This window comes from Aquimarina aquimarini (assembly GCF_900299535.1).
Lineage (GTDB): Bacteria > Bacteroidota > Bacteroidia > Flavobacteriales > Flavobacteriaceae > Aquimarina > Aquimarina aquimarini.
In genome coordinates this window covers 277,346-297,908 of the sequence record NZ_OMKE01000039.1, presented here as the reverse complement: position 1 = coordinate 297,908, position 20,563 = coordinate 277,346, and the positions used below count along the sequence as shown (strand labels likewise).

Annotated in this window: 19 protein-coding genes and 1 other RNA gene; 10 read left to right on the top strand and 10 right to left on the bottom strand. The window is 31.7% G+C overall.

The window, feature by feature from the left end; all coding sequences use genetic code 11:
- Window positions 1-386: 386 nt before the first annotated feature.
- Window positions 387-1,616 carry a peroxiredoxin family protein gene (locus DG508_RS16985; protein ID WP_108869286.1) on the top strand — a complete coding sequence of 410 codons (1,230 nt, stop codon included), beginning with the start codon at window positions 387-389 and terminating at the stop codon, window positions 1,614-1,616.
- A gap of 239 nt (window positions 1,617-1,855) precedes the next feature.
- Window positions 1,856-2,956, top strand: coding sequence for a DUF2911 domain-containing protein (locus DG508_RS16980; RefSeq protein WP_108869285.1), 1,101 nt, complete (start codon window positions 1,856-1,858; stop codon window positions 2,954-2,956).
- Window positions 2,957-3,031: 75 nt separating this feature from the next.
- Here the strand turns inward: DG508_RS16980 and DG508_RS16975 are convergent, their stop codons facing one another.
- Entirely contained in the window at window positions 3,032-4,108 is a 1,077-nt protein-coding gene (locus tag DG508_RS16975) for a DUF418 domain-containing protein (protein ID WP_108869284.1), read from the bottom strand.
- A 67-nt stretch (window positions 4,109-4,175) separates the two neighbouring features.
- Entirely contained in the window at window positions 4,176-5,045 is an 870-nt protein-coding gene (locus DG508_RS16970) for an AraC family transcriptional regulator (RefSeq protein ID WP_108869283.1), read from the bottom strand.
- 256 nt (window positions 5,046-5,301) lie between these two features.
- On the opposite strand from DG508_RS16970, the gene DG508_RS16965 reads away from it, so the two are divergent.
- From DG508_RS16965 to DG508_RS16945, 5 genes are all read left to right on the top strand, one after another.
- Window positions 5,302-5,634, top strand: a complete 333-nt coding sequence (locus DG508_RS16965) for a lipocalin family protein (protein ID WP_108869282.1) — start codon at window positions 5,302-5,304, stop codon at window positions 5,632-5,634.
- Between the two features lie 10 nt (window positions 5,635-5,644).
- Complete coding sequence (locus DG508_RS16960; protein ID WP_159090885.1) at window positions 5,645-6,730, top strand: hypothetical protein; 1,086 nt, start codon at window positions 5,645-5,647, stop codon at window positions 6,728-6,730.
- A gap of 55 nt (window positions 6,731-6,785) precedes the next feature.
- The gene (locus DG508_RS16955) at window positions 6,786-7,343 is read left to right on the top strand and encodes a porin family protein (RefSeq protein ID WP_108869280.1); all 558 of its coding nucleotides are present in this window, start codon (window positions 6,786-6,788) and stop codon (window positions 7,341-7,343) included.
- A gap of 268 nt (window positions 7,344-7,611) precedes the next feature.
- The gene (pta, locus tag DG508_RS16950; RefSeq protein ID WP_108869279.1) at window positions 7,612-9,705 is read left to right on the top strand and encodes a phosphate acetyltransferase; all 2,094 of its coding nucleotides are present in this window, start codon (window positions 7,612-7,614) and stop codon (window positions 9,703-9,705) included.
- 73 nt (window positions 9,706-9,778) lie between these two features.
- Window positions 9,779-10,963 (top strand): acetate/propionate family kinase, encoded by a 1,185-nt coding sequence (locus tag DG508_RS16945; RefSeq protein WP_108869278.1) that lies wholly within the window; start codon window positions 9,779-9,781, stop codon window positions 10,961-10,963.
- 79 nt (window positions 10,964-11,042) lie between these two features.
- Here DG508_RS16945 and DG508_RS16940 read toward each other — a convergent pair whose 3' ends face one another.
- From DG508_RS16940 to DG508_RS16930, 4 genes are all read right to left on the bottom strand, one after another.
- The gene (locus DG508_RS16940; RefSeq protein ID WP_108869277.1) at window positions 11,043-11,228 is read right to left on the bottom strand and encodes a hypothetical protein; all 186 of its coding nucleotides are present in this window, start codon (window positions 11,226-11,228) and stop codon (window positions 11,043-11,045) included.
- A 36-nt stretch (window positions 11,229-11,264) separates the two neighbouring features.
- On the bottom strand, window positions 11,265-11,456 hold the full coding sequence (locus DG508_RS21085) for a hypothetical protein (protein ID WP_159090884.1): 192 nt from the start codon (window positions 11,454-11,456) through the stop codon (window positions 11,265-11,267).
- A gap of 139 nt (window positions 11,457-11,595) precedes the next feature.
- On the bottom strand, window positions 11,596-11,784 hold the full coding sequence (locus DG508_RS16935) for a hypothetical protein (RefSeq protein WP_108869276.1): 189 nt from the start codon (window positions 11,782-11,784) through the stop codon (window positions 11,596-11,598).
- Between the two features lie 90 nt (window positions 11,785-11,874).
- Entirely contained in the window at window positions 11,875-12,063 is a 189-nt protein-coding gene (locus tag DG508_RS16930) for a hypothetical protein (protein ID WP_108869275.1), read from the bottom strand.
- A gap of 357 nt (window positions 12,064-12,420) precedes the next feature.
- Here DG508_RS16930 and DG508_RS16925 point away from each other — a divergent pair, with 357 nt between their 5' ends.
- Window positions 12,421-14,985 (top strand): endonuclease, encoded by a 2,565-nt coding sequence (locus DG508_RS16925; protein WP_159090883.1) that lies wholly within the window; start codon window positions 12,421-12,423, stop codon window positions 14,983-14,985.
- Window positions 14,986-15,080: 95 nt separating this feature from the next.
- Here the strand turns inward: DG508_RS16925 and DG508_RS16920 are convergent, their stop codons facing one another.
- Together DG508_RS16920 and DG508_RS16915 are read right to left on the bottom strand one after the other, a co-directional pair.
- Complete coding sequence (locus DG508_RS16920; protein ID WP_103863894.1) at window positions 15,081-15,662, bottom strand: MiaE family protein; 582 nt, start codon at window positions 15,660-15,662, stop codon at window positions 15,081-15,083.
- Window positions 15,663-15,782: 120 nt separating this feature from the next.
- Entirely contained in the window at window positions 15,783-17,540 is a 1,758-nt protein-coding gene (locus tag DG508_RS16915) for a DNA polymerase III subunit gamma/tau (RefSeq protein ID WP_108869273.1), read from the bottom strand.
- A gap of 129 nt (window positions 17,541-17,669) precedes the next feature.
- Here DG508_RS16915 and rnpB point away from each other — a divergent pair.
- Window positions 17,670-17,979, top strand: an RNA gene (gene rnpB, locus DG508_RS16910) — RNase P RNA component class A.
- Between the two features lie 65 nt (window positions 17,980-18,044).
- Complete coding sequence (gene bshA, locus DG508_RS16905) at window positions 18,045-19,172, top strand: N-acetyl-alpha-D-glucosaminyl L-malate synthase BshA (RefSeq protein ID WP_108869272.1); 1,128 nt, start codon at window positions 18,045-18,047, stop codon at window positions 19,170-19,172.
- A gap of 75 nt (window positions 19,173-19,247) precedes the next feature.
- Here bshA and DG508_RS16900 read toward each other — a convergent pair whose 3' ends face one another.
- A complete protein-coding gene (locus DG508_RS16900; RefSeq protein ID WP_108869271.1) occupies window positions 19,248-19,880 on the bottom strand; it encodes a hypothetical protein in 633 nt (210 codons plus the stop codon).
- Between the two features lie 27 nt (window positions 19,881-19,907).
- On the bottom strand, window positions 19,908-20,525 hold the full coding sequence (locus tag DG508_RS16895) for a hypothetical protein (protein ID WP_159090882.1): 618 nt from the start codon (window positions 20,523-20,525) through the stop codon (window positions 19,908-19,910).
- Window positions 20,526-20,563: the final 38 nt, after the last annotated feature.

Genomic DNA, 20,563 nt, shown 5'->3' with positions numbered 1-20,563 from the left:
ATTCTGAGGGTAAAGATACTATATTGACGAGAGGATACAAACTAGAAACTTCTTATCTTCATAAAAAAATACACATGTTTGAGAGTAAGTATATAAAGAACTCATCTTGACTTTTTCTATTTCCTAAAAAATGGCTAAAATTGACTCATATTTGGTTACTTTTCTTACCCGTAGCGCTGCTATGGCTTTCAAAAAGTGCTTCATCAGATCAAATTTCAATTCATTTTCTGTTAAAAATAAAAAGTTAAGATGAGTTCAAAAGTAAAAAAGTAACTGTCTGTGATAAAGAATAAAAGAAAATAAAGTTTAATAAAATTATAAAATAAAGATAGTAGACATAAGTTTTAAGTAACTTTCAACATTCTTTTTATGTAAAATAATATTTGATGCAAAAAATAACCCTATTTATTCTGTTAATTGTTACTGTTTTTTCTGCTTGTAAAAGAGAAAAAAATATTGAGCAAAGATTATTGAAAAGTGGGCCATGGAGGGCAACGGTTGGAGTTATGGATGATAAAGAGCTTCCTTTTTTGATGGAAGTAATGGAAGATCAATCTATAAAAGTATTCAATGCAGAAGAAATTATCGATATTGATGATGTAGTGATTAATGGTGATTCTATAAAAATTAAATTCCCTGTTTTTGAAGGATATATTTTGGCACAGTTTATTGACTCAATAACACTTTCTGGAAGCTTTATAAAAGAAGATTTAAATAGAGTAGTGCCTTTTAACGCAAAATATGGACAACAAGATCGCTTTACAATTACATCAAAACCTAATCAGAATATTACAGGGAGTTGGGAAACAGTTTTTAGTATGGATAATGAAGAAGATCGATATATTGCTAAAGGTCTTTTTAAACAAAACGGGAATATCGTTACTGGAACATTCAGAACTACTACAGGAGATTATAGGTATCTAGAGGGGGTTTTGAATGAAGACAAATTACAATTATCAGCATTTGATGGAGCACATGCATTTTTATTTACAGCAGAAGTGGTTGATAGTGTGATTAATGGATATTTTTATTCAGGAAATCATTGGAAAGAACCTTTTACAGCAAAAAGAAATGAAAGCTTTGAATTACCATCTGAGGATTCTTTAACTTTTATAAAAAAAGGATACAAGACGTTGGATTTTAGTTTTAAAGATACAGAAGGAAACAAGGTTTCATTACAAGATAAACGATTTGATAATAAAGTTGTTATTGTACAAGTTATGGGAACATGGTGTCCTAATTGTATGGATGAAACAAAGTATTATGTAGAATATTACAATACCCATAAGGACAAAGATATAGAATTTGTTGCCCTAGCTTTTGAATATGCAAAAACAGAAGAAAAAGCATTTAGATCAATAAAAAGATTACAAGAAAAATTAAAGGTAGAATACCCTATTCTACTCGCTCAATATGGTACTTCTGATAAACAAAAAGCTCAAGAAAAACTACCAATGCTCACACAAGTACTGTCATATCCTACTACTATTTTTATTGATAAAAAAAGGAACGTACGTAAAATTCATACAGGTTTTAATGGACCCGCTACTGGGCAAAAATACATTGACTTTAAAAAGGATTTTGAAAATTTTGTTAATCACTTGTTAAATGAATAGAAAGCTTTAACAATGAATTGTGATTCTCTATTTGAGTTTAACAATCTAGTAACATTACAGATGAAAATTACCTCTTACATTGTTTTGTTCAGAATATAAAGGTCAATATTTGGTGAAAACTACTCTCTAAAACTATAATTTCGAAATAAAAATTGTTTTTGTGAATAGTTGTAGTGGATGTTTTTTTGAAGTTATTGATTTTTATAAAGTGAGAATTATTAATTCAAAAAAAGTGAGTCATGAAACAATTCAACCAAGCTACAATTTATTTTTTAATACTAACAATGTTGTTGGTATTGCAAACACAAGCACAGCTCAAAACCCCAGAAGGGAGCCAACGAGCACAAGTAATGCAACGTGTTGGGATAACTAATATCACAATAGATTATGGGAGGCCTAGTGTAAAGGAACGTGAGATATGGGGTAAGTTAGTTCCTTACGGGTATAATGACTTAGGTTTTGGAACCTCAAAAGCAGCACCATGGAGAGCAGGAGCAAATAGTAACACTACGATAAATTTTACGCATGATGTAAAGATCGAAGGAAAAAATATAAAAGCAGGAACATATGGTTTGCATATAGCATTAAAAGAAGATGGTAAGGCAACTATTATACTGTCTAATAATGCTACTTCGTGGGGGAGTTATTTCTATGATGAAAAAGAAGATGTCTTACGTGTAGATGTAATGACAAAAGAAGCTACGCATACAGAGCTATTAACATTTTTGTTTCCAGAAGTACAGGCAAATAGTACTATAGCATCTTTGAGGTGGGAGAAAAAAGAAATCCCTTTCAAAATTGAAGTAGAAGTAGGAGGTATAGTAATAGATGAGATAAAAAAAGATCTTCAAGGTAACGCTGGATTTACTCAGGCTAATTGGGATAATGCAGCCAATTATGCTTTTAATGCAGGAGAGGTGGATCAGGCATTAGAATGGGTGAATACATCTATAGCAGGTAATTTTTTTAGTAAAGAAACGTTTGCAAATCTTTCTCTAAAATCACGTATTCTTGCTAAGCAAGGAAAAACAGAAGATGCTATGAGTTTTGTTGATAAAGCTGCAAAATTAGGAAATGCTTTAGATGTATATCAACTAGGAACAAGTCTTATCAAACTTGGACAAAAAGAGAAAGCATTATCAATTTTGAAAGATAACGTGAAGAATAATAAAGGAGTGTGGCCATCAAACTATGGTTTAGCTAGAGCATATTCGGCTACAGGAGATTATAAAAACGCTATAAAAACCCTTAATATTTCATTAACTAAAGTTCCAAACAATTTTAAAAATCGGCTTACAGAACAGCTAGAGAAACTCAAAAAAGGGAAAGATATAAATTAGGATTATAATCTATAACAAACAACAAAGACCGTCTAATCAAACTTTAGACGGTCTTTATGCCTTTACCATAGACCTTTAATCAGTTAATTTTCGCATTATCCACTCAATGGGGCCATATTTTGCATGTTTTTTGTTAACCATTGAAAAAATAAGACATACTACAATAAAGAATATGGCGTATAAAAACGAAAAATTTATGGTATATGTTCCCATTTTTGTAGGGTTGACAATTTCGATACATCCTATTCCTATTATAACATGTGCGATATAAAAAGTTAAAGCAAGTTGCCCTGTGTTTTTTAGAATACGTATAAAAGTAGTGTTCTCATATTTTTTTGAGATGAGAATACAAAAAGAAATAAGAAATATCGCTATACTGCTTCCAGAAACCATGTATAGAGGTAAAGGAGGCATAGGGTTTGTTCCAAGAATTGGGGTTAATTCTGTAATGATTTCTTGGTCTCCCATAGAGATGAATATGATAGAAAAATATGATAGTATTTGCACTGCTATAAATACAGTAAGACTAATCCATAAAGTTTTAATAACTATTGTGGTATTGTTTAATTCCATTTTACCAAACCACATTCCTATAATCATAAATGCACTCCACGGAATGACAGGGTGGAAACCATTAAAAAAAAGATTTTTTAAAAAACCTTTTACTGTCCATAGATTTGTATACTCCATTTTAATATAGTCCCATCCACTATCATAATTCCATAATATCATGAGTATAGGGTATAATAGAATCATTCCTATTGCGATTGACACTAGTGTTTTTGGATTACTTTTTATTAAAAATATTGCCAGTAGTATGTATATCGCATAAAAGTGTAAAATATCTGCTTGCCAAATTATTGAATAGGATATACCAATTAAGAAAAGAAATAGGGCTCTTTTAAGAAGCCTATTTTTGTTTCTGTTTAGTGCTTCTTCATCATTTTGATATATAGCTCTTTTTGTTAGTAATGAAATTCCTACACCTGCCAGAACCACAAAAGTTGCAGCAGCTTTTCCGTCTAATAATCCTAAAAATGTATCCAAGAGAGGGTTACCATGATTTCCAAATACCATTTTAAAATTAACGATAATCATTCCGAAGATAGCCAATGCTCTTGCCACATCAAGTCCAATAATTCTTTTTTGCATAGAACTTTTTTTCCAAACAAATTTAAATGAGCAGATTCAAAAACTTATTGTTCAATACAGACAATTGTTATTTTACAGGAATATAAATCTCGGTAAGGAGTTCTTTTTTAGGAGTAGTAGATTCATCATTAAGATAAAACTCTAAAGTTGGTTTGTCTTCAAACTCTAACTGTACTTCGGTTATCCAGTATCCATAAATTAAATTATAGGTGTCTGTAGAACTCTCATGACTACCTTTGTGTATAAATTTAGCATATTTTTGCTGGGGTATATGTTTGGTTTTAAATAACCCTTTTAGAGAAAAATCTATTTCTTCTTCTAGAACAATTCCAGCATTATATCTACAATGCAAAGTATCGGTGATTGCATCATCATCCAGTATTTCTCCTAAAATAATTGTTTCATCTTTTAATAAGTCATGTTTTGATGCATATGAAATCAATTGTTTCCAGGTTTTTTCTATTTCTTTAATATTTTCATAAGACCCTTGATAAGTTAAATATAAAATATCAAAACTAGGAATTTCTTCGATTTCATACTCAAGAGTTTGTTCTTGGGTATTTTCTAATGGAAAGATGGCTTTTTGGGTAATGTATTGTTTGATTTTGCTTGAATTTCTAAAAGAAGAAGGAGCACTTTTAAACTGTTTTTTAAAGGCTTTACTAAAAGCAGCAACATCGCTATACCCAATTTCATGAGCGATATCTGAGATGTTCTCATCTGAAAATTTTAAGTATTCTGCTGCTTTTTCCAGTTTTATCCTTTTTACATATTGTCCTATAGTTTCATGGTGTAATGCAAGAAATATTCGATTGATATTTCGATATGAATAAAACGATATGTCTTCTATATCTTTTTTACTGATTTCATTTTTAAATCTTTCTTCTATATAGAGGATTAACTTTTTATAACGTTCTAGTTGTGTTGGGTTTCCCATGCTTTATTATTTTAAAGGAAAAGTACTACGAAATAGCAATCTTTGAGTTGTCTTTTTAGGACAATTAATATATTATTTACAGAGTAAAATAAGAATTTCAAGATCATATACAGCTCATATTTTTTTGTCTTAACAGGACAAACAACATACTATTCATGCTTACTAGTTTTGACTTAAATTTTAAGAGTAAGATATGAACAACAAAGTAAGCATTACAATTCTAACGACAATACTATTCACTTTTTCATTTTATAATATGAGCGCACAGATCCTTGATAAGAATGTGCTACTAAAAAAATGGGATTTGGATACTTATAAAATTGGAGTTAAGAAGTACCCACCATCTAAAAAAGAAAAAAATGATTATATCTTTTTTAAAAAGGATATGACCTTTATCTCTATGTCAGAAGGAAAAAAAGAAAGCGGTGTTTGGATGCTAAATACCAATGGAGCTTATATTATGATGACTAATGACAAAAGAGAAACTGTAAAAGCACATATCGCCACCTTAACACTCAAAGATTTGGTACTGTATTTTGATATTGATGAGATTAGAGAGGTAGAAGTTCATTATAGTTCTAATTTATAAAATCAAATTTATGATGAAGTATCTCTGGCATATATCAATATTTTTCTTGTCTTCTGTAGTATTGTCTCAGGAAAACATAGCCTTAAAAACCATTCCTTTTCATACAGATAATGTATCTATTTCTATAGCGCAGGTTATTGATATTAGAAAAGAGAAAAATTTAGGATTAGGAACGAATAGAGACGGAGAAAAAGTCATTTTTAAATTACACCCAGATGCACCAACCGCTATTCTGAATTTTATGAAAACTTCTTTTTTGCAAACCAAAGAGGCAAAACCAATAGTTATAAAAATCAAAGATTTAGAAATTCAGCAATCACAAAGTAGTATCAGTTATATAACAACAAGAGTACATGCTAACCTGATTTTTTATGAAAAAGAAAATGATTCACTGCAAAAGCTTTTTGATGTAGAGCATTATGAAGATGCAACTTTCTATATATCTGATAAATCAAAAATATTCGACACCTATGAACAAAGAATCAGAGCTGCATTAGAGTATTGCACCTTAAGCTTTATTAATAACTATAAAAAACAAAATAAATCAAAATCTATATCAGAAGGAATAGAAACCAATGTAGAAGATGGTTTTTATGAGAAATCAGAGGTAAAGTATAAAAAAAAGTTAGGGGAGTGGTTTAATATGTTGACATATAAGAAAGTATATAGCAAACATAAAGAGGGATGGAAAATAAGCTATATAGGGTTTACGGATAGTGATAAAGACTTCATCATGCCCTTTGTAATATCTTATGATAGATATAGTATAAAACGAAGTTCATTACTCAACAAAAATTATACATCTGTAGATGCTTTTAGTATTGGAGGCGGTTTTGATGGATATTTAAAAATAATACCAGGAATATATGCCAATATAAGCTTAGAAGTGCCTTTGGGTATAGAAATCACCAAAAAAACAAAAGGAAACAAACAACATAATTTTCTTATCGGGATTGGAGCTAGGCAAGGAATAAAAATTATTCCCTGGAAAGAGTATGGTATTGTCATTGGAGCAGGTGTTTTTCAGCAAATACAAACCTCTAGAGTGTATACTAAAAACTTTGGAATTGAACTCGAATTAGGGATTAATTTCTAATCTGAAAATCGTTTTCAGAACAATAATGTATTCAATTAAAAACAAATAAATCAAAATGAAGAAAACAATTAAATTAATGTTATGTACAGTGTTATTAGGGGGAATGGTTATGAGTGCACAGGAACAACAAAAAGGAGTAGAATTTGGGATTAAAGCAGGGCTTAATCTAACCAAGTTTAGAAATACATCTTCTAAGTTTAAAATTGGGGCAATGGGAGGAGTCTTTTCTCAATATAGACTATCCAAACAATTAGCAATTCGATCTGAAATACTGTATTCTGCACAAGGAGCTAAATCAAAAAACACCTCTGGAAAAATTAAATTAAATTATATCAATATGCTACCCGCAATAATAAAGTTTTACCCGATTGATAAATTAAGCTTAGAAGCAGGGCCTCAAGTAGGATATTTATTGGGGGGTAAAGGAGCAGGTTTTGTTAAAAGTGATTTTAAGAAAATCGATTACGGAGCAGCTTTAGGTATAGGGTATTCATTAACTGATGATTTAGAAGTGGCAATTAGGTATAATCTTGGGTTGGTTGATATAACTAAAGAAAATAATACATCGCTTAAAAATTCGGTGTTTCAAGCAGGTTTATCTTTTAAATTATAATATGATAATGATTGTATTAATCAAATTAATTTTAGGATGTATTATTGCATTTATCCTACAAAGGCTTTAAAAGTGGAAAAAGTATAAATTAAGTTGTTATTTTTTATGCGATAAAACAAAAGGTTTGGAAGTGTTTTGAACCTTTTTTTATTAAAATCAAATTCAAATTGTTAATATTCTAATACTATCGTATAAAACACCTTTGTTATTAGTGTTTATATGCCAAATTATCACATTACCGTATCTTTGCATTACCAAATTTTATTATATGAGTAAAGCCGTTTATATAGCCACTATAGAACCCAATAGTGGTAAATCTATTGTTGTATTGGGTATGATGCGTATGCTTCTTGGTAAAGTTGCTAAAGTAGGATATTTTAGGCCTATTATTGATGATCCTAGAGAAGGAGAAGTAGATAATCATATTAATACTGTTATATCACATTTTGAATTAGATATTAATTTCAAAAATGCGTATGCCTATACAAGAAGTGAAGTACTACAAAAATACAATCAAGGAAAATCTGGTGAAATCATGGATGAAATCATCAGAAAATATAAAAACCTTGAAGAAAAATTTGATTTTATATTAGTTGAAGGTACCGATTTCTCTGATGAAGGTAGTATTATTGAGTTTGATATCAATGTTATAATAGCCAAAAATTTGGGTATACCTGCGGTGATTGTAGCCAGCGGAATAGATAAGAAAAATAAAGAAATTGCAGCAAACTTAAAGTTAGCTTTTGATACTTTTTCTAGTAAAGACGTTGAAGTTTTGGCTATTGTAGCCAACAAAGTTGATCAAGGTGGTGAAGAACAATTGGGAAGCTATTTTGATAAGGATTTTAATAAAGATGTAGAACGCATTATTATTCCAAAAGTAAACTCTTTAATCAACCCAACCATTAGAGAGATTGTAAATGAATTAGATGGAAAAGTGTTGTTTGGTAAAGAATATCTAAATAATCAGGCAGGTAGTTTTGGAGTTGGTGCTATGCAATTGCGTAATTACCTAACACACCTTAAAGATAATAGTTTAGTAATTACCCCAGGAGATAGGGCAGATGTTATTTTGGGAGTTTTACAAGCGAATATTTCTGATAATTACCCAAAAATATCTGGAATTATATTAACTGGTGATATTATACCAGAAAAATCTATACTCAAATTGATAGAAGGAGTATCCTTATCTTTTCCTATTGTATCTGTTCCTAGTGGCACCTTCTCAATAGCTAATAAAATAGGTGCGATAAAACCAAAAATTTATCTAGATAATTTACAAAAGATAAATACTTCAATTAGCATATTTGGAACTTATGTCAATGAAGACCGTTTGGCGGATAGATTGATCACTTTTGAATCAGAAGGGTTAACACCACGAATGTTTCAATACAATTTATTGAGACGTGCATTACAACATAAAAAGCATATTGTTTTGCCAGAAGGTTCTGATGAAAGGATATTAAGAGCAACTTCACGGTTACTAGAATCAGGAGTTGTTGATATAACATTGATTGGCGATGACAAGAAAATTAAAAATAAAGCTACGACCCTTGATATTCCAATAGATTTTACCAAAATACAGGTGATTTCTCCCACTAAATCTCCATATTTTGATGAGTATGTACAGACATTTTATGAACTGAGAAAACATAAAAATGTAAATCTGGATATGGCAAAAGATATGATGGCAGATGTTTCTTATTTTGGTACTATGATGATCTATAAAGGACATGCAGACGGGATGGTTTCAGGAGCAGTGCATACTACGCAACATACAATAAGACCAGCATTACAATTTATAAAAACAAAGCCAGGCGCAAATGTTGTGTCCTCTGTGTTTTTTATGTGTTTAGAGGATAGAGTTTCTGTATTTGGAGACTGTGCGATTAATCCAAATCCTAATGCAGAACAATTAGCAGAGATTGCAATATCTTCTTCAGAATCTGCTGCCGCATTTGGAATTGAACCTAAAGTAGCTATGTTATCATACTCGTCAGGAACTTCTGGAAAAGGAGAAGATGTAGAAATTGTAAGAGCAGCGACAGCAATTGTAAAAGAAAAATGTCCTGGTTTGAAGATAGAAGGACCAATACAATATGATGCTGCGGTAGATATGAAGGTAGGAAAAAGTAAACTACCAGATTCAGAAGTTGCTGGTCAGGCAAGTGTTTTGATTTTTCCTGATTTGAATACGGGTAATAACACCTATAAAGCTGTGCAACGTGAAACAGGAGCACTTGCAATAGGGCCGATGTTGCAGGGGTTAAATAAACCAGTAAATGATTTGAGTAGAGGGTGTACAGCAGATGATGTTTATAACACAGTAATTATCACAGCCATTCAAGCAAAAGGACTGTAAGATAACAAAGAAAAATACCATATAAATAATAAATAGTCTAGTTTTTTAGAACATAGACATATCAAAAAGACATATGCAAATACTTGTATTAAATTCAGGAAGTTCATCAATTAAGTTTCAATTATTTACTATGCCAGAGGCAAAAGTAATTTGTTCTGGGTTATTAGAACGTATTGGATTAGAAAATGCAAAAATAACCTATAAATCAACTTCAGAAAAAATAGAAAATACAGTAACAGTTGATTCGCATAAAGAAGGGTTACAATTGATTGCAAGTTATTTGATGGATGATAAGATAGGTGTGATTCATTCAGCGTCAGAAATAGAAGCAGTTGGGCATAGAGTTGTACATGGGGGAAGTACTTTTGCTAAAACTGTAGAGATAACAGAAGAAATAAAGCAAAAAATAAAAGAACTCTCACCATTAGCTCCGTTGCATAATCCTGCAAATTTAGAAGGTATTTTGGTTGCCGAAGATATTTTTACCAGTGCCAAGCAAATAGGAGTATTTGATACTGCATTCCATCAAACAATGCCTGTAGAAGCCTATAAGTATGCAATCCCTAATAAGTTTTTAGATAAACACGATATTAGAGTATATGGTTTTCATGGAACAAGTCATAAATACGTTTCAGAAAAAGCAATTGATTTTTTAGATAAAGAGCAATCTAAAATTATTACGATTCACTTAGGGAATGGTTGTAGTATGACCGCAGTTCAAGATGGTAAAAGCGTTGACCATACTTTAGGATTTGCCCCTATGAATGGTTTGATTATGGGAACTAGATCTGGTGATATTGATCCAGCAATAATTTTTTATTTGGTAAATACTTTGGGGTATTCCTTGGATGAAGTAAACACTCTTTTACAAAAAGAAAGTGGGATGCTTGGGTTGACTGGATATAGTGATTTGAGAGATATAGAATCTGAAGCAGAAAAAGGAAATACCGATTGCCAATTAGCATTAGAAATGAATGCATATCGTATTAAAAAATATATAGGTTCTTATGCTTCTATAATGAATGGATTGGATGCGATTGTTTTTACCGCAGGTATTGGAGAAAATTCCGATGTAATACGAAACTTGGTTTGCATGGATCAACAGTTTTTAGGTATTGAATTAGATACAGAAAAAAATAAAGTAAGATCTAAAGAAATCAGAGATATCAGTATCCCAACTTCAAAAGTAAAAATATTGGTAATCCCTACAGATGAAGAATTAGAAATAGCCAAACAATCTTTTAAACTGTTACAGTAAATTCAAAAAAGAAACATGGTATGCTTTAAAAAAGAGGTGAAACATTTGTTTCACCTCTTCGTATATATGAATGTGTTTTTTAATAAAAAATACAACGTCCCCAACGGTCACAATATCCAGGTTCGCAAAAACTCTGATTACCAAAACTAATTTGGCACCCTCGACCACTAGGGCAACAGCTTGCACTACCCCATGCTCCTTTGATATTTTGTTGTTGTTGTTTAGAAAGTGCTTGTACTCCAGTAAGATTCAATATTTTTTTCATGATTTGTTTTATTTAATTAGTTGTTATTATTGATTTTTAATAAAGAATACAATATCCTGTTGGTAAACAGTGGCCTGGTTCACAGAAACTTCCACCACCCCAGGAAACTCTACACTTGTTCCTGTTAAACCCACAACAAGTAACCAAACGAGATTGCGCTCCTTTGATATTCTGTTGTTGTGATTTGCTTAGTGTTTGGACTCCTGTTAATTCTAAAATTTTTTTCATTGTGTGAATATTTAAATTAGTATTAAAAATGATTGTTCAAAACAATAAATACAGTTATTATTTATACTTTTTGAGATAATTTGTAGTATTAATTTGAAAAAAGAAAACTGATATTGTTTTAGATTTTGGAACTATTAGATTATGCCCAGATGCAACTACCATTAGATTGGCAATAACCATAATCACAAAACTCTACACCATTCGCTAGGCGTATACAACAACGTCTTGGGCCACCACAATATACTCTAGGGCGACCAGCTCCTTGAATTTCTTGTTGTGCCTTTTTTGATAGTTTTTGAACTCCTTTTAATTCTAAAAGATTTTTCATTATGTAAAAAGTTTAAAGGTTAATAGATAAAATTGTACCGAACTTATGATAGGTACCAATGTTTTTTGTGTCTAATTTATTAATGGGATATTAAAACAAACAACGTCCCCAACGATCACAATATCCAGGCTTGCAAAAATTTTGACTACCAAAACGAACTAGGCATCCTCTACCAGTAGCTGTAGGGCAACAACCAAGGCTGTCCCATTCTCCTTTGATATTTTGTTGTTGCTGTTTAGAAAGTATTTGTACTCCAGCAAGACCCAAGATTTTTTTCATGATTTGTTTGGTTTAAGTTGTTTTTTTAAATTTAATATAAAATACTGTAAGTCAAGTGCATGTAAACCTCAAAAAAAGTAAGGCGTTATTCTTGTTTTTCTCTTTTTATATAAAAAAACACAATGAAATAGAAAAAAAAGAAATATACATATAGATTTTCTCGTTGTTCATTTTATGATGCTATATAAGGTGTTTAAACTATTTGATATGTAATTTTTTATTTTATACTTGAATTTAAATTTTAAAAAGAAACCAATTTGATAGTGGTTTGATAACTTTTTACTAGAGGGAATTCTTTAAAATAACAGTAGCTTCGAAGCAACGTTAAACATGATTAATCAATTAATTTATCACACAATGAAGAAACTATGGCTCTTATTACTGATTGTTCCTCTTATAGGATATAGTCAAATCCCATCATATTATAATGATGTTGATCTCAATGCATTTGGGGTAGCTCTCAAAAACGAATTAGCAAATAAAGTAACAAACACGCATACTGTATTTCTTTCTTATACCCCTGGAGTATGGGAAGCGTTAAAACAAACTGATATTGATCCTACAAATTCCTCTAAAGTTGTTTTGGTATATGGGTATAGTGATATAGATGGAAACTCAACTACAGATAGAACAAGAGGAATACATAATAATGGGGGAGGGTCTACTGATTGGAACAGGGAGCACGTGTATCCAAAATCTTTAGGAAGTCCAAATTTAGGAACATCTGGTCCTGGAGCAGATGCACACCATTTAAGGCCTGCTGATGTACAGCGTAATTCATCAAGAGGTAGTAGAAAGTTTGCTGACGGAACTGGTAATTCTGGTAGTACTTCTCAAGGGCATTGGTATCCTGGTGATGAATGGAAAGGAGATGTTGCTCGTATGATGATGTATATGTATATACGTTATAATAACCGTTGTTTACCTAAAAATGTTGGAATAGGAACAACTGTAAATAGCGATAGTAATATGTTGCAACTATTTCTTGAGTGGAATGCAGAAGATCCAGTATCTTCATTAGAACTGCAACGTAATCCTATTTTAGAAAACTTGCAAGGAAATAGGAATCCTTTTATTGATAATCCTGCATTTGCAACACAAATCTGGGGAGGTCCTCAAGCAGAAGATCGCTTTGGTGATACAGGAGGTACCGATACTCAGGCACCAAGTATTCCAGAAGGATTGATTGCTACAAGTATCACAGAGAACTCTGTAAAACTATCATGGAATGCTTCTACAGATAATGTGGGAGTCGTAGGGTATGATGTATATAAAAATGGTATATTCTTTAGTACTGTAACCACTACAAGTTATACTGTTTTAGGGTTAACTCCTGATACAAATTATTCATTTTTTATTAAAGCGAAAGATCAAGCATCTAATATTTCTGCGGCAAGTAGTACTATAACGGTAACTACTCAAAGTGGTTCAACAGGTGGAGATAACGCAACAGCATTATTTTTTTCTGAATATGTAGAGGGGTCCTCCAATAATAAGGCATTAGAAATAGCTAATTTTACAGGAGCATCCATTAATCTTTCTGGGTATACAATCAAAAAACAAATTAATGGATCTGGTGGATGGACAGGAACATTAAGTTTATCAGGTGTTCTAGAAAGAAATACTGTATATGTTATTGCTAATAATTCTGCTTCAAATACGATCAAAAATAAAGCAGATCTCTTGTCAGGATCATCCACACTAAAATTTAATGGAAATGATCCAGTAGGATTATTTAAGAATGGTATGCTTATAGATGTTATAGGAAACTTTAATGGTGGATCTTCAAATTTTGGTAAAGATGTAACATTAAGAAGAAAAAAGACAATTTCATCACCTGCTACGACATACACCTCATCAGAATGGAGTGCTCATCCAAAAAATAGTTTTAACGATTTGGGAAAGCATACATTCAATGGAGGAGGTAATTCAGGAAGTGATACGCAAGCTCCTAGTGCTCCTGTAAATTTAATAGCTTCTAATAGAAAAACAACCAGTGTACAGCTTTCTTGGGAAGCTGCTACAGATAATGTTGGAGTAGTAGGATATCGTATATTTCAAGACGGGACATTACTAACTTCTACTACTGATGTTGTATATGAAATAACAGGTCTATCAGCTGGAACTACATATTCTTTTCAAGTATATGCATATGATGCAAAGGATAATGTTTCTTTATCTAGTACTACTATAGCGGTTACTACATTAGATACTGTAATCTCATATTGTACCTCAAAAGGAAATACGGCACAATATGAATATATTGACTATGTGGGAATAGGAGGGATCTCTAATGCTACACTTGATAATGGAGGTTACGGTGATTTTACTTCACAAGTAGCAAATATCTCATATGGACCTAATACAATTGTATTGAGTATTGGGTTTGCAAATACATCTTACACAGAGAATTGGGCTGTATGGATTGATTATAATCAAAATGGAGTGTTTGAAACTTCTGAAAAAATAATAAATAAAGCTACATCAAACCCTAATAATTTATCATATGATTTTAGTGTGCCAACAACGGCAAAATTAGGTGCTACGCGAATGAGAGTTGCAATGAAATGGGATGGGATTCCTACTTCTTGTGAAACCTTTGGTTACGGAGAAGTAGAGGATTATACTGTTCATATTGGGGGGGTGTCAAGAGACAAAAGATTATCGAAGGATGAGTCTATACGCAATAAAAAAGATTTTTCGATATTAGTATATCCTAATCCTGCAACTACACATATTATAATTAAATCAACCGATACTCGTGAAGCTTTTTATGTTTTAACTAATTTACAAGGTGTTGTTGTAAAATCAGGAAAAGTTTCTTTTGAAAAGATATCCTTGGAAAATCTTGTGTCAGGAATTTATTTTATAAAAGTATCTGATGGAAACCAGAGTATTTCTGATCAAATAATAATAAAATAATTAATCAAATAAACCAAAAAACAGCCAAATTCAACTCATTCATTGTGAGTTGAATTTGGCTGTTCTATTTTATATTAGAGTAGTATTGTAGTTAGCTACCCATGAATGGTTTCTTTGGTTCCTAATGATTCCATTATTTTGGCTTCATAGGTTAAAAGTTCTTGCCATTTTTTATCTACTTCTTTGCGATCACCATATTGCCTTGCAAAGTTTAAAAACATTGTATAATGATTAGCTTCACTGACCATTAGACTTCTATAAAAATCAGAAAGTTCTTGATCTTCTAACTCTTCAGAAAGTAGTTTAAAGCGCTCACAACTTCTAGCTTCAATCAGTGCAGCGTATAATAAGCGATGAACTAACTGTGTTGTTCTACTTCCTCCTTTTGGAAAAAAAGTAATTAACTGGATAACATACTCATCTTTTCTATCCCTGCCAAGCACCCAACCTCGATCAATAATTTTATCATGTACCATTTTAAAATGGGTAATCTCTTCTTTTACCAATTTAACCATTTCTTGTACCAATTCTGTATATTCAGGAAAACTTACCATAAGTGATATCGCAGTAGAAGTAGCTTTTTGCTCACAATATGCATGATCTGTAAGTATTTCTTCGATATTCTTTTCTACAATATTTACCCATCTTGGGTCTGTGGGGAGTTTTAAGCCAAGCATATAGTAGTAATTTTTTTAGCGATGAATAATTATTTATTTAAATCGATTACAAAGATATTATATTATTAATATACTTCTAAGTATCCATGATGTATTGATGTGAGTATTTTATATAAACAATTAGATGTCTAAATCAAAATCAGCACGTAATTTGTCGATCAGTGGGTTTTTCTCGCGTAATTTGTCGTATTTATCTTGTGGAGTAAATGCATATTTTTTTGAAGCTTCTTCGTTTACAGTGATTTTAAGTTCGATACTGTAGTTATCTAATTTTTTATATAGATACTGTAACAACCCTGACTGAGCAGCTTCTAAATCCACCTTCATAGACTGATTAGGCAGTTCTAATGAAATGCACCCTTCATGAAGCGTAGGAACATTCATGGCAAACATAGAACCAATAATACGTTCCCCTTTTTTGTCTTGCATTTTGCCATATTCAGTCCAAGCTGTTTGCATTTCTGCTTCTGTAAAGGGTGAAGTTGGTAGGTTTGTAGGATCAACTACTTTTTCTTCTTTACTTACTTGGTGCTCTTTTTTTCTTTTAATACTACTCAACGATAATCCAGAAGTCCTACGTTCTCTATTAATTATAGATGGTTTTTTCTCTGTGGTATTAATAATAGTAGTCTCTGACTCTGTTGATGAAGCTGGGATGGCTTTTGTCTCGTTATTAGTTTCCTGTATATTTTTTTCTTGTGTAGCAGCTGGTTTTTCTACAGTATGTGCTGCTGTTTCTGGTGAGACTTGTTTTGGTTCAATTTCTTTTTCTTTAAAATAAGAAGGAGGAATTATGTAAGGTTGGTCATTTTTTTTTTCTCCATCCGTAAGGATAGAGGCAAGTTGCATAAGGCATAATTCGACGAGCAGTCTTTGGTTACGACTGGTTTTATACTTTAAGTCGCAATCATTGGCAAGTTCGATTCCTTTGACCAGAAACTCATGTGGAGCTTTTTGAGATTGCTCCAGATATTTTGTTTTTGTTTGTTGTCCTACTTCAAGAAGGTTAATAGTTGCTTGATTTTTGCAAACTAATAAATCTCTAAAATGAGATGCAAGACCAGCTATAAAATGATGTCCATCAAATCCTTGTGCAAGGATATCATTAAATTCTAATAATAATTGAGGAATATCATTCTGTAGTACTAGATCGGTTGTTTTGAAATAAGTTTCATAGTCCAGCACATTTAGATTTTCTGTAACTGCTTGCCGTGTTAGATTCGTTCCACTAAAACTTACAACTCTATCAAAAATAGATAAAGCATCTCGCATAGCGCCATCGGCTTTTTGCGCAATAATTTGCAAAGCATCTTCATCTGCAGTGATACCTTCTTGGGTAGCAACTTGCATAAGATGATTTTTTGCATCGGTAACAGTGATACGTTTAAAATCGAATATCTGACATCGGGACAAAATTGTAGGTATAATTTTGTGTTTTTCTGTAGTTGCCAGAATGAAAATAGCATGTTTAGGAGGTTCTTCTAATGTTTTTAGAAATGCATTAAAAGCTGCTTGAGATAACATATGTACCTCATCTATAATATATACTTTGTATTTTCCTGTTTGAGGAGGGATTCTCACTTGATCGATCAAACTTCTGATATCATCTACCGAGTTGTTTGAAGCGGCATCAAGTTCAAAAATATTAAAAGCAAAATCTTCATCAGGATCTTCATTTCCTTCCTGATTAATGGTTTTAGCAAGAATTCTTGCGCAAGATGTTTTTCCTACCCCTCTAGGACCAGTAAATAGTAATGCTTGCGCCAAATGGTTATTTTCTATAGCATTGAGCAACGTATTGGTAATAGCTTGCTGTCCCACAACATCTTTAAATGTTTGGGGTCTATATTTACGTGCAGATACTATAAAATGTTCCATCGGCTACAAAGTTAAAAATTGCAGGCAAATAATGAATTGTAGCCTTCGATTTTTATTTTTAGTTATTAACATGAAAAAAATAATTCTGATTTCAGAATCTAAAAGATTAGAATTATGATACTTTTGCAGAAAGCAGATCACCTTATCGCTTCTGTTTGGGCAGAAGAGGAAAGTCCGGACACCATAGCACAGTATAGCGGGTAACGCCCGTCCGTTGTAAAACGAGGACAAGTGCAGCAGAAAGTATGTACAGGTAATGCTGTAGTGAAACCAGGTAAACTCTATGCGGTGCAACGCCATGTAAACCAGCTTTTGAGGGTTGTGCGCCCAATGTTGGAGGGTAGGCGGTTTGATCCTAATAGTAATATTAGGGCTAGATAAATGATAGGGGCTCTGATTTAGTTAGAGAACAGAATCCGGCTTATGATCTGCTTTTTTTAAAATTTCTTTAACAATATCCAATACTAATTTTCTTGTACCTTGTAGCACAAGAAAACTATATTTATGAAAATTGCAATTGTCTGCTATCCAACTTTTGGAGGTAGTGGAGTAGTGGCCACAGAATTGGGAATATCTTTGGCAAAATTAAACCACGAAGTTCATTTTATTACTTATAAACAACCCGTTCGGTTGAATCTTTTGAATCCTAACATTCATTTTCATGAAGTGAATGTACCTGCATATCCTCTTTTTCATTATCAACCATATGAATTGGCTTTATCTAGCAAATTGGTCGATACGATCAAAAAGTACAAAATTGATGTGTTGCATGTACATTATGCGATACCTCATGCATATGCTGGATATATGGCTAAAAAAATGTTGGAAGAAGAAGGGATTTTTGTACCTATGGTTACTACATTGCATGGTACTGATATTACTTTGGTAGGAAATCATCCTTTTTATAAACCTGCAGTTACGTTTAGTATTAATAAAAGTGATATAGTAACTTCTGTTTCACAAAGTCTTAAAGAAGATACCTTGCGTTTATTTGATATAGAAAAAGAGATAGAAGTAGTACCTAATTTTATAGATGTAGGCCAAAAAAAGACAAGCTTTACAGATTGCCAACGAGAATTAATGGCTACTCCTGAGGAACGTATAGTAACCCATATCAGTAATTTTAGATCTGTAAAAAGAATTAGTGATGTGGTAGATATATTTTATAATATTCAAAAGAAGATGCCTGCCAAGTTATTAATGGTAGGAGAGGGGCCAGAGCGTGAACCTGCGGAGCAGAGATGTAAAGAGCTAGGAATAAAAGATAAAGTGATTTTCTTTGGGAATAGTAATGAGATCGATAAGATTTTATGTTTTTCTGATTTATTTTTATTACCATCAGAACGAGAAAGTTTTGGACTGGCTGCACTAGAGGCTATGGTAAATAAGGTTTCTGTAATATCAAGTAATGCGGGAGGAATCCCAGAAGTAAATAGTCAAGGTGTTTCTGGATATCTTAGTAATGTAGGTGATGTGAAAGAAATGTCACATAATGCAATAAAAATACTAAAAGATGATGCTACATTAGAGATGTTTAAAGAAAATGCATATAGAGAGGCTATGAAATTTGATGTGAGTAATATTATACCGCTTTATATAAAAACATACGAAAGTGCTCTAGCAATAATATAGTGATTTTACTATCGTTTTTATGATCTAATTAATAACAAGATATGAGGTGATAATTGAGTATATATTGGGAACTCTTTAGTTGGTAAGTGTTGATTTAATCATAAGAGTTTGGTCTATATATACTGTAGTTTTTGATAGGTCAGTAGGGTGATCTTCCATATAGTTATTTTTTTCAATATAGATTTCTGCATACTTTGATTTCCATATGTCCATACAATCAAATTGGCATAAAGGTTCTTCTGAAATAAATTGGTAGGTATCAGTAAGGTATTTTTTAATTTTTTGAGTTATAGGAGTATGTTGGTTTAAGAATTTTAAAAACAATTCTTTTCTGTGATTTATAAGACTATCTTGTGGTGTGCCTTTATTAGAAGAATTTGTTGTATACGATAATTCAGGTGCGTTTAGCTCTTTTTGTTCGAATGTAAATATAATGTTTTGAACCATTTTATTTTTTACAAGAACTTTAATGTTTGTTATAGGAGTATCTAAAAAAGTAAAATGGGTATCTTGTACTTCATAATATTCTAGTATATTTTCTACATCCTTTTTTTCCTGCTTATGATATTTTATGATTTGATTGAGCATTGTATTCATGCCTAGACCACTACATAATTCGTTTAATTCATATGTTTTTTCTTGTGCATTACTTGATGAAACATAGAGGAGTGCAGTTGTAATAAATAGAATAAGACCAATTTTATACATAGAGATTAGGGTAAGAGAATTAATGTTTTACTTTTTTGTATGTGTTTGCATCAATCTTTTAACTGATGTGCGTTTAGGAAATGTGAGATCTTTTGCATCATTTTTTAAAATGTAAACAGCAGTTTGTATGTGTTGTTTATCATTAAAAGAAGAATATGAGTAACTTAAAATAATTGAAATTTTATCTTCGTTCCATACAAAACTATGATGTCCATATAGTATTTCATCTTTTGGTTGGGTAGGAGCTGCGTTTAATTCTTTGGGATCTCCATATTGTTTTTTTAATATTGTAAATAGTTCTTCGTTTTTCTCTTCTATATTAAAGTGAAGCCCAAAAATCTGATTATTACCTCCCTTTTCAAGCGCTTTATACGTATAAAAAGTAACTTGGCTCATTCCTATTTTGGTTTGTTCAAATAGTACGTTTTTATAACTATATTTTTGAACCTCATTTGTAGTATATGATGGAGTTCCTGTTGCAGGATCTATTTTATCACTATAAAAAAACGTTCTTTCAGATTTTGGCACCATCACTAGAAAGTCTTCTGATAATGTCAATTCTGATAAATCTATTCTAGATTGAGATTGACATGAAGTAGAAAATAAAATTATGAGACAAACAAAATATTCAAATATCATTTTCATTTCTAAGAATTTTTATAAAAGGAATTTCTCATCACCAG

Bases quoted from the DNA above. Each gene is read 5' to 3' on its own strand.
- DG508_RS16985 (WP_108869286.1), top strand. From the start codon at position 387: ATGCAAAAAATAACCCTATTTATTCTGTTAATTGTTACTGTTTTTTCT.
- DG508_RS16980 (WP_108869285.1), top strand. From the start codon at position 1,856: ATGAAACAATTCAACCAAGCTACAATTTATTTTTTAATACTAACAATG.
- DG508_RS16975 (WP_108869284.1), bottom strand. From the start codon at position 4,108: ATGCAAAAAAGAATTATTGGACTTGATGTGGCAAGAGCATTGGCTATC.
- DG508_RS16970 (WP_108869283.1), bottom strand. From the start codon at position 5,045: ATGGGAAACCCAACACAACTAGAACGTTATAAAAAGTTAATCCTCTAT.
- DG508_RS16965 (WP_108869282.1), top strand. From the start codon at position 5,302: ATGAGCGCACAGATCCTTGATAAGAATGTGCTACTAAAAAAATGGGAT.
- DG508_RS16960 (WP_159090885.1), top strand. From the start codon at position 5,645: ATGATGAAGTATCTCTGGCATATATCAATATTTTTCTTGTCTTCTGTA.
- DG508_RS16955 (WP_108869280.1), top strand. From the start codon at position 6,786: ATGAAGAAAACAATTAAATTAATGTTATGTACAGTGTTATTAGGGGGA.
- pta (WP_108869279.1), top strand. From the start codon at position 7,612: ATGAGTAAAGCCGTTTATATAGCCACTATAGAACCCAATAGTGGTAAA.
- DG508_RS16945 (WP_108869278.1), top strand. From the start codon at position 9,779: ATGCAAATACTTGTATTAAATTCAGGAAGTTCATCAATTAAGTTTCAA.
- DG508_RS16940 (WP_108869277.1), bottom strand. From the start codon at position 11,228: ATGAAAAAAATATTGAATCTTACTGGAGTACAAGCACTTTCTAAACAA.
- DG508_RS21085 (WP_159090884.1), bottom strand. From the start codon at position 11,456: ATGAAAAAAATTTTAGAATTAACAGGAGTCCAAACACTAAGCAAATCA.
- DG508_RS16935 (WP_108869276.1), bottom strand. From the start codon at position 11,784: ATGAAAAATCTTTTAGAATTAAAAGGAGTTCAAAAACTATCAAAAAAG.
- DG508_RS16930 (WP_108869275.1), bottom strand. From the start codon at position 12,063: ATGAAAAAAATCTTGGGTCTTGCTGGAGTACAAATACTTTCTAAACAG.
- DG508_RS16925 (WP_159090883.1), top strand. From the start codon at position 12,421: ATGAAGAAACTATGGCTCTTATTACTGATTGTTCCTCTTATAGGATAT.
- DG508_RS16920 (WP_103863894.1), bottom strand. From the start codon at position 15,662: ATGCTTGGCTTAAAACTCCCCACAGACCCAAGATGGGTAAATATTGTA.
- DG508_RS16915 (WP_108869273.1), bottom strand. From the start codon at position 17,540: ATGGAACATTTTATAGTATCTGCACGTAAATATAGACCCCAAACATTT.
- bshA (WP_108869272.1), top strand. From the start codon at position 18,045: ATGAAAATTGCAATTGTCTGCTATCCAACTTTTGGAGGTAGTGGAGTA.
- DG508_RS16900 (WP_108869271.1), bottom strand. From the start codon at position 19,880: ATGTATAAAATTGGTCTTATTCTATTTATTACAACTGCACTCCTCTAT.
- DG508_RS16895 (WP_159090882.1), bottom strand. From the start codon at position 20,525: ATGAAAATGATATTTGAATATTTTGTTTGTCTCATAATTTTATTTTCT.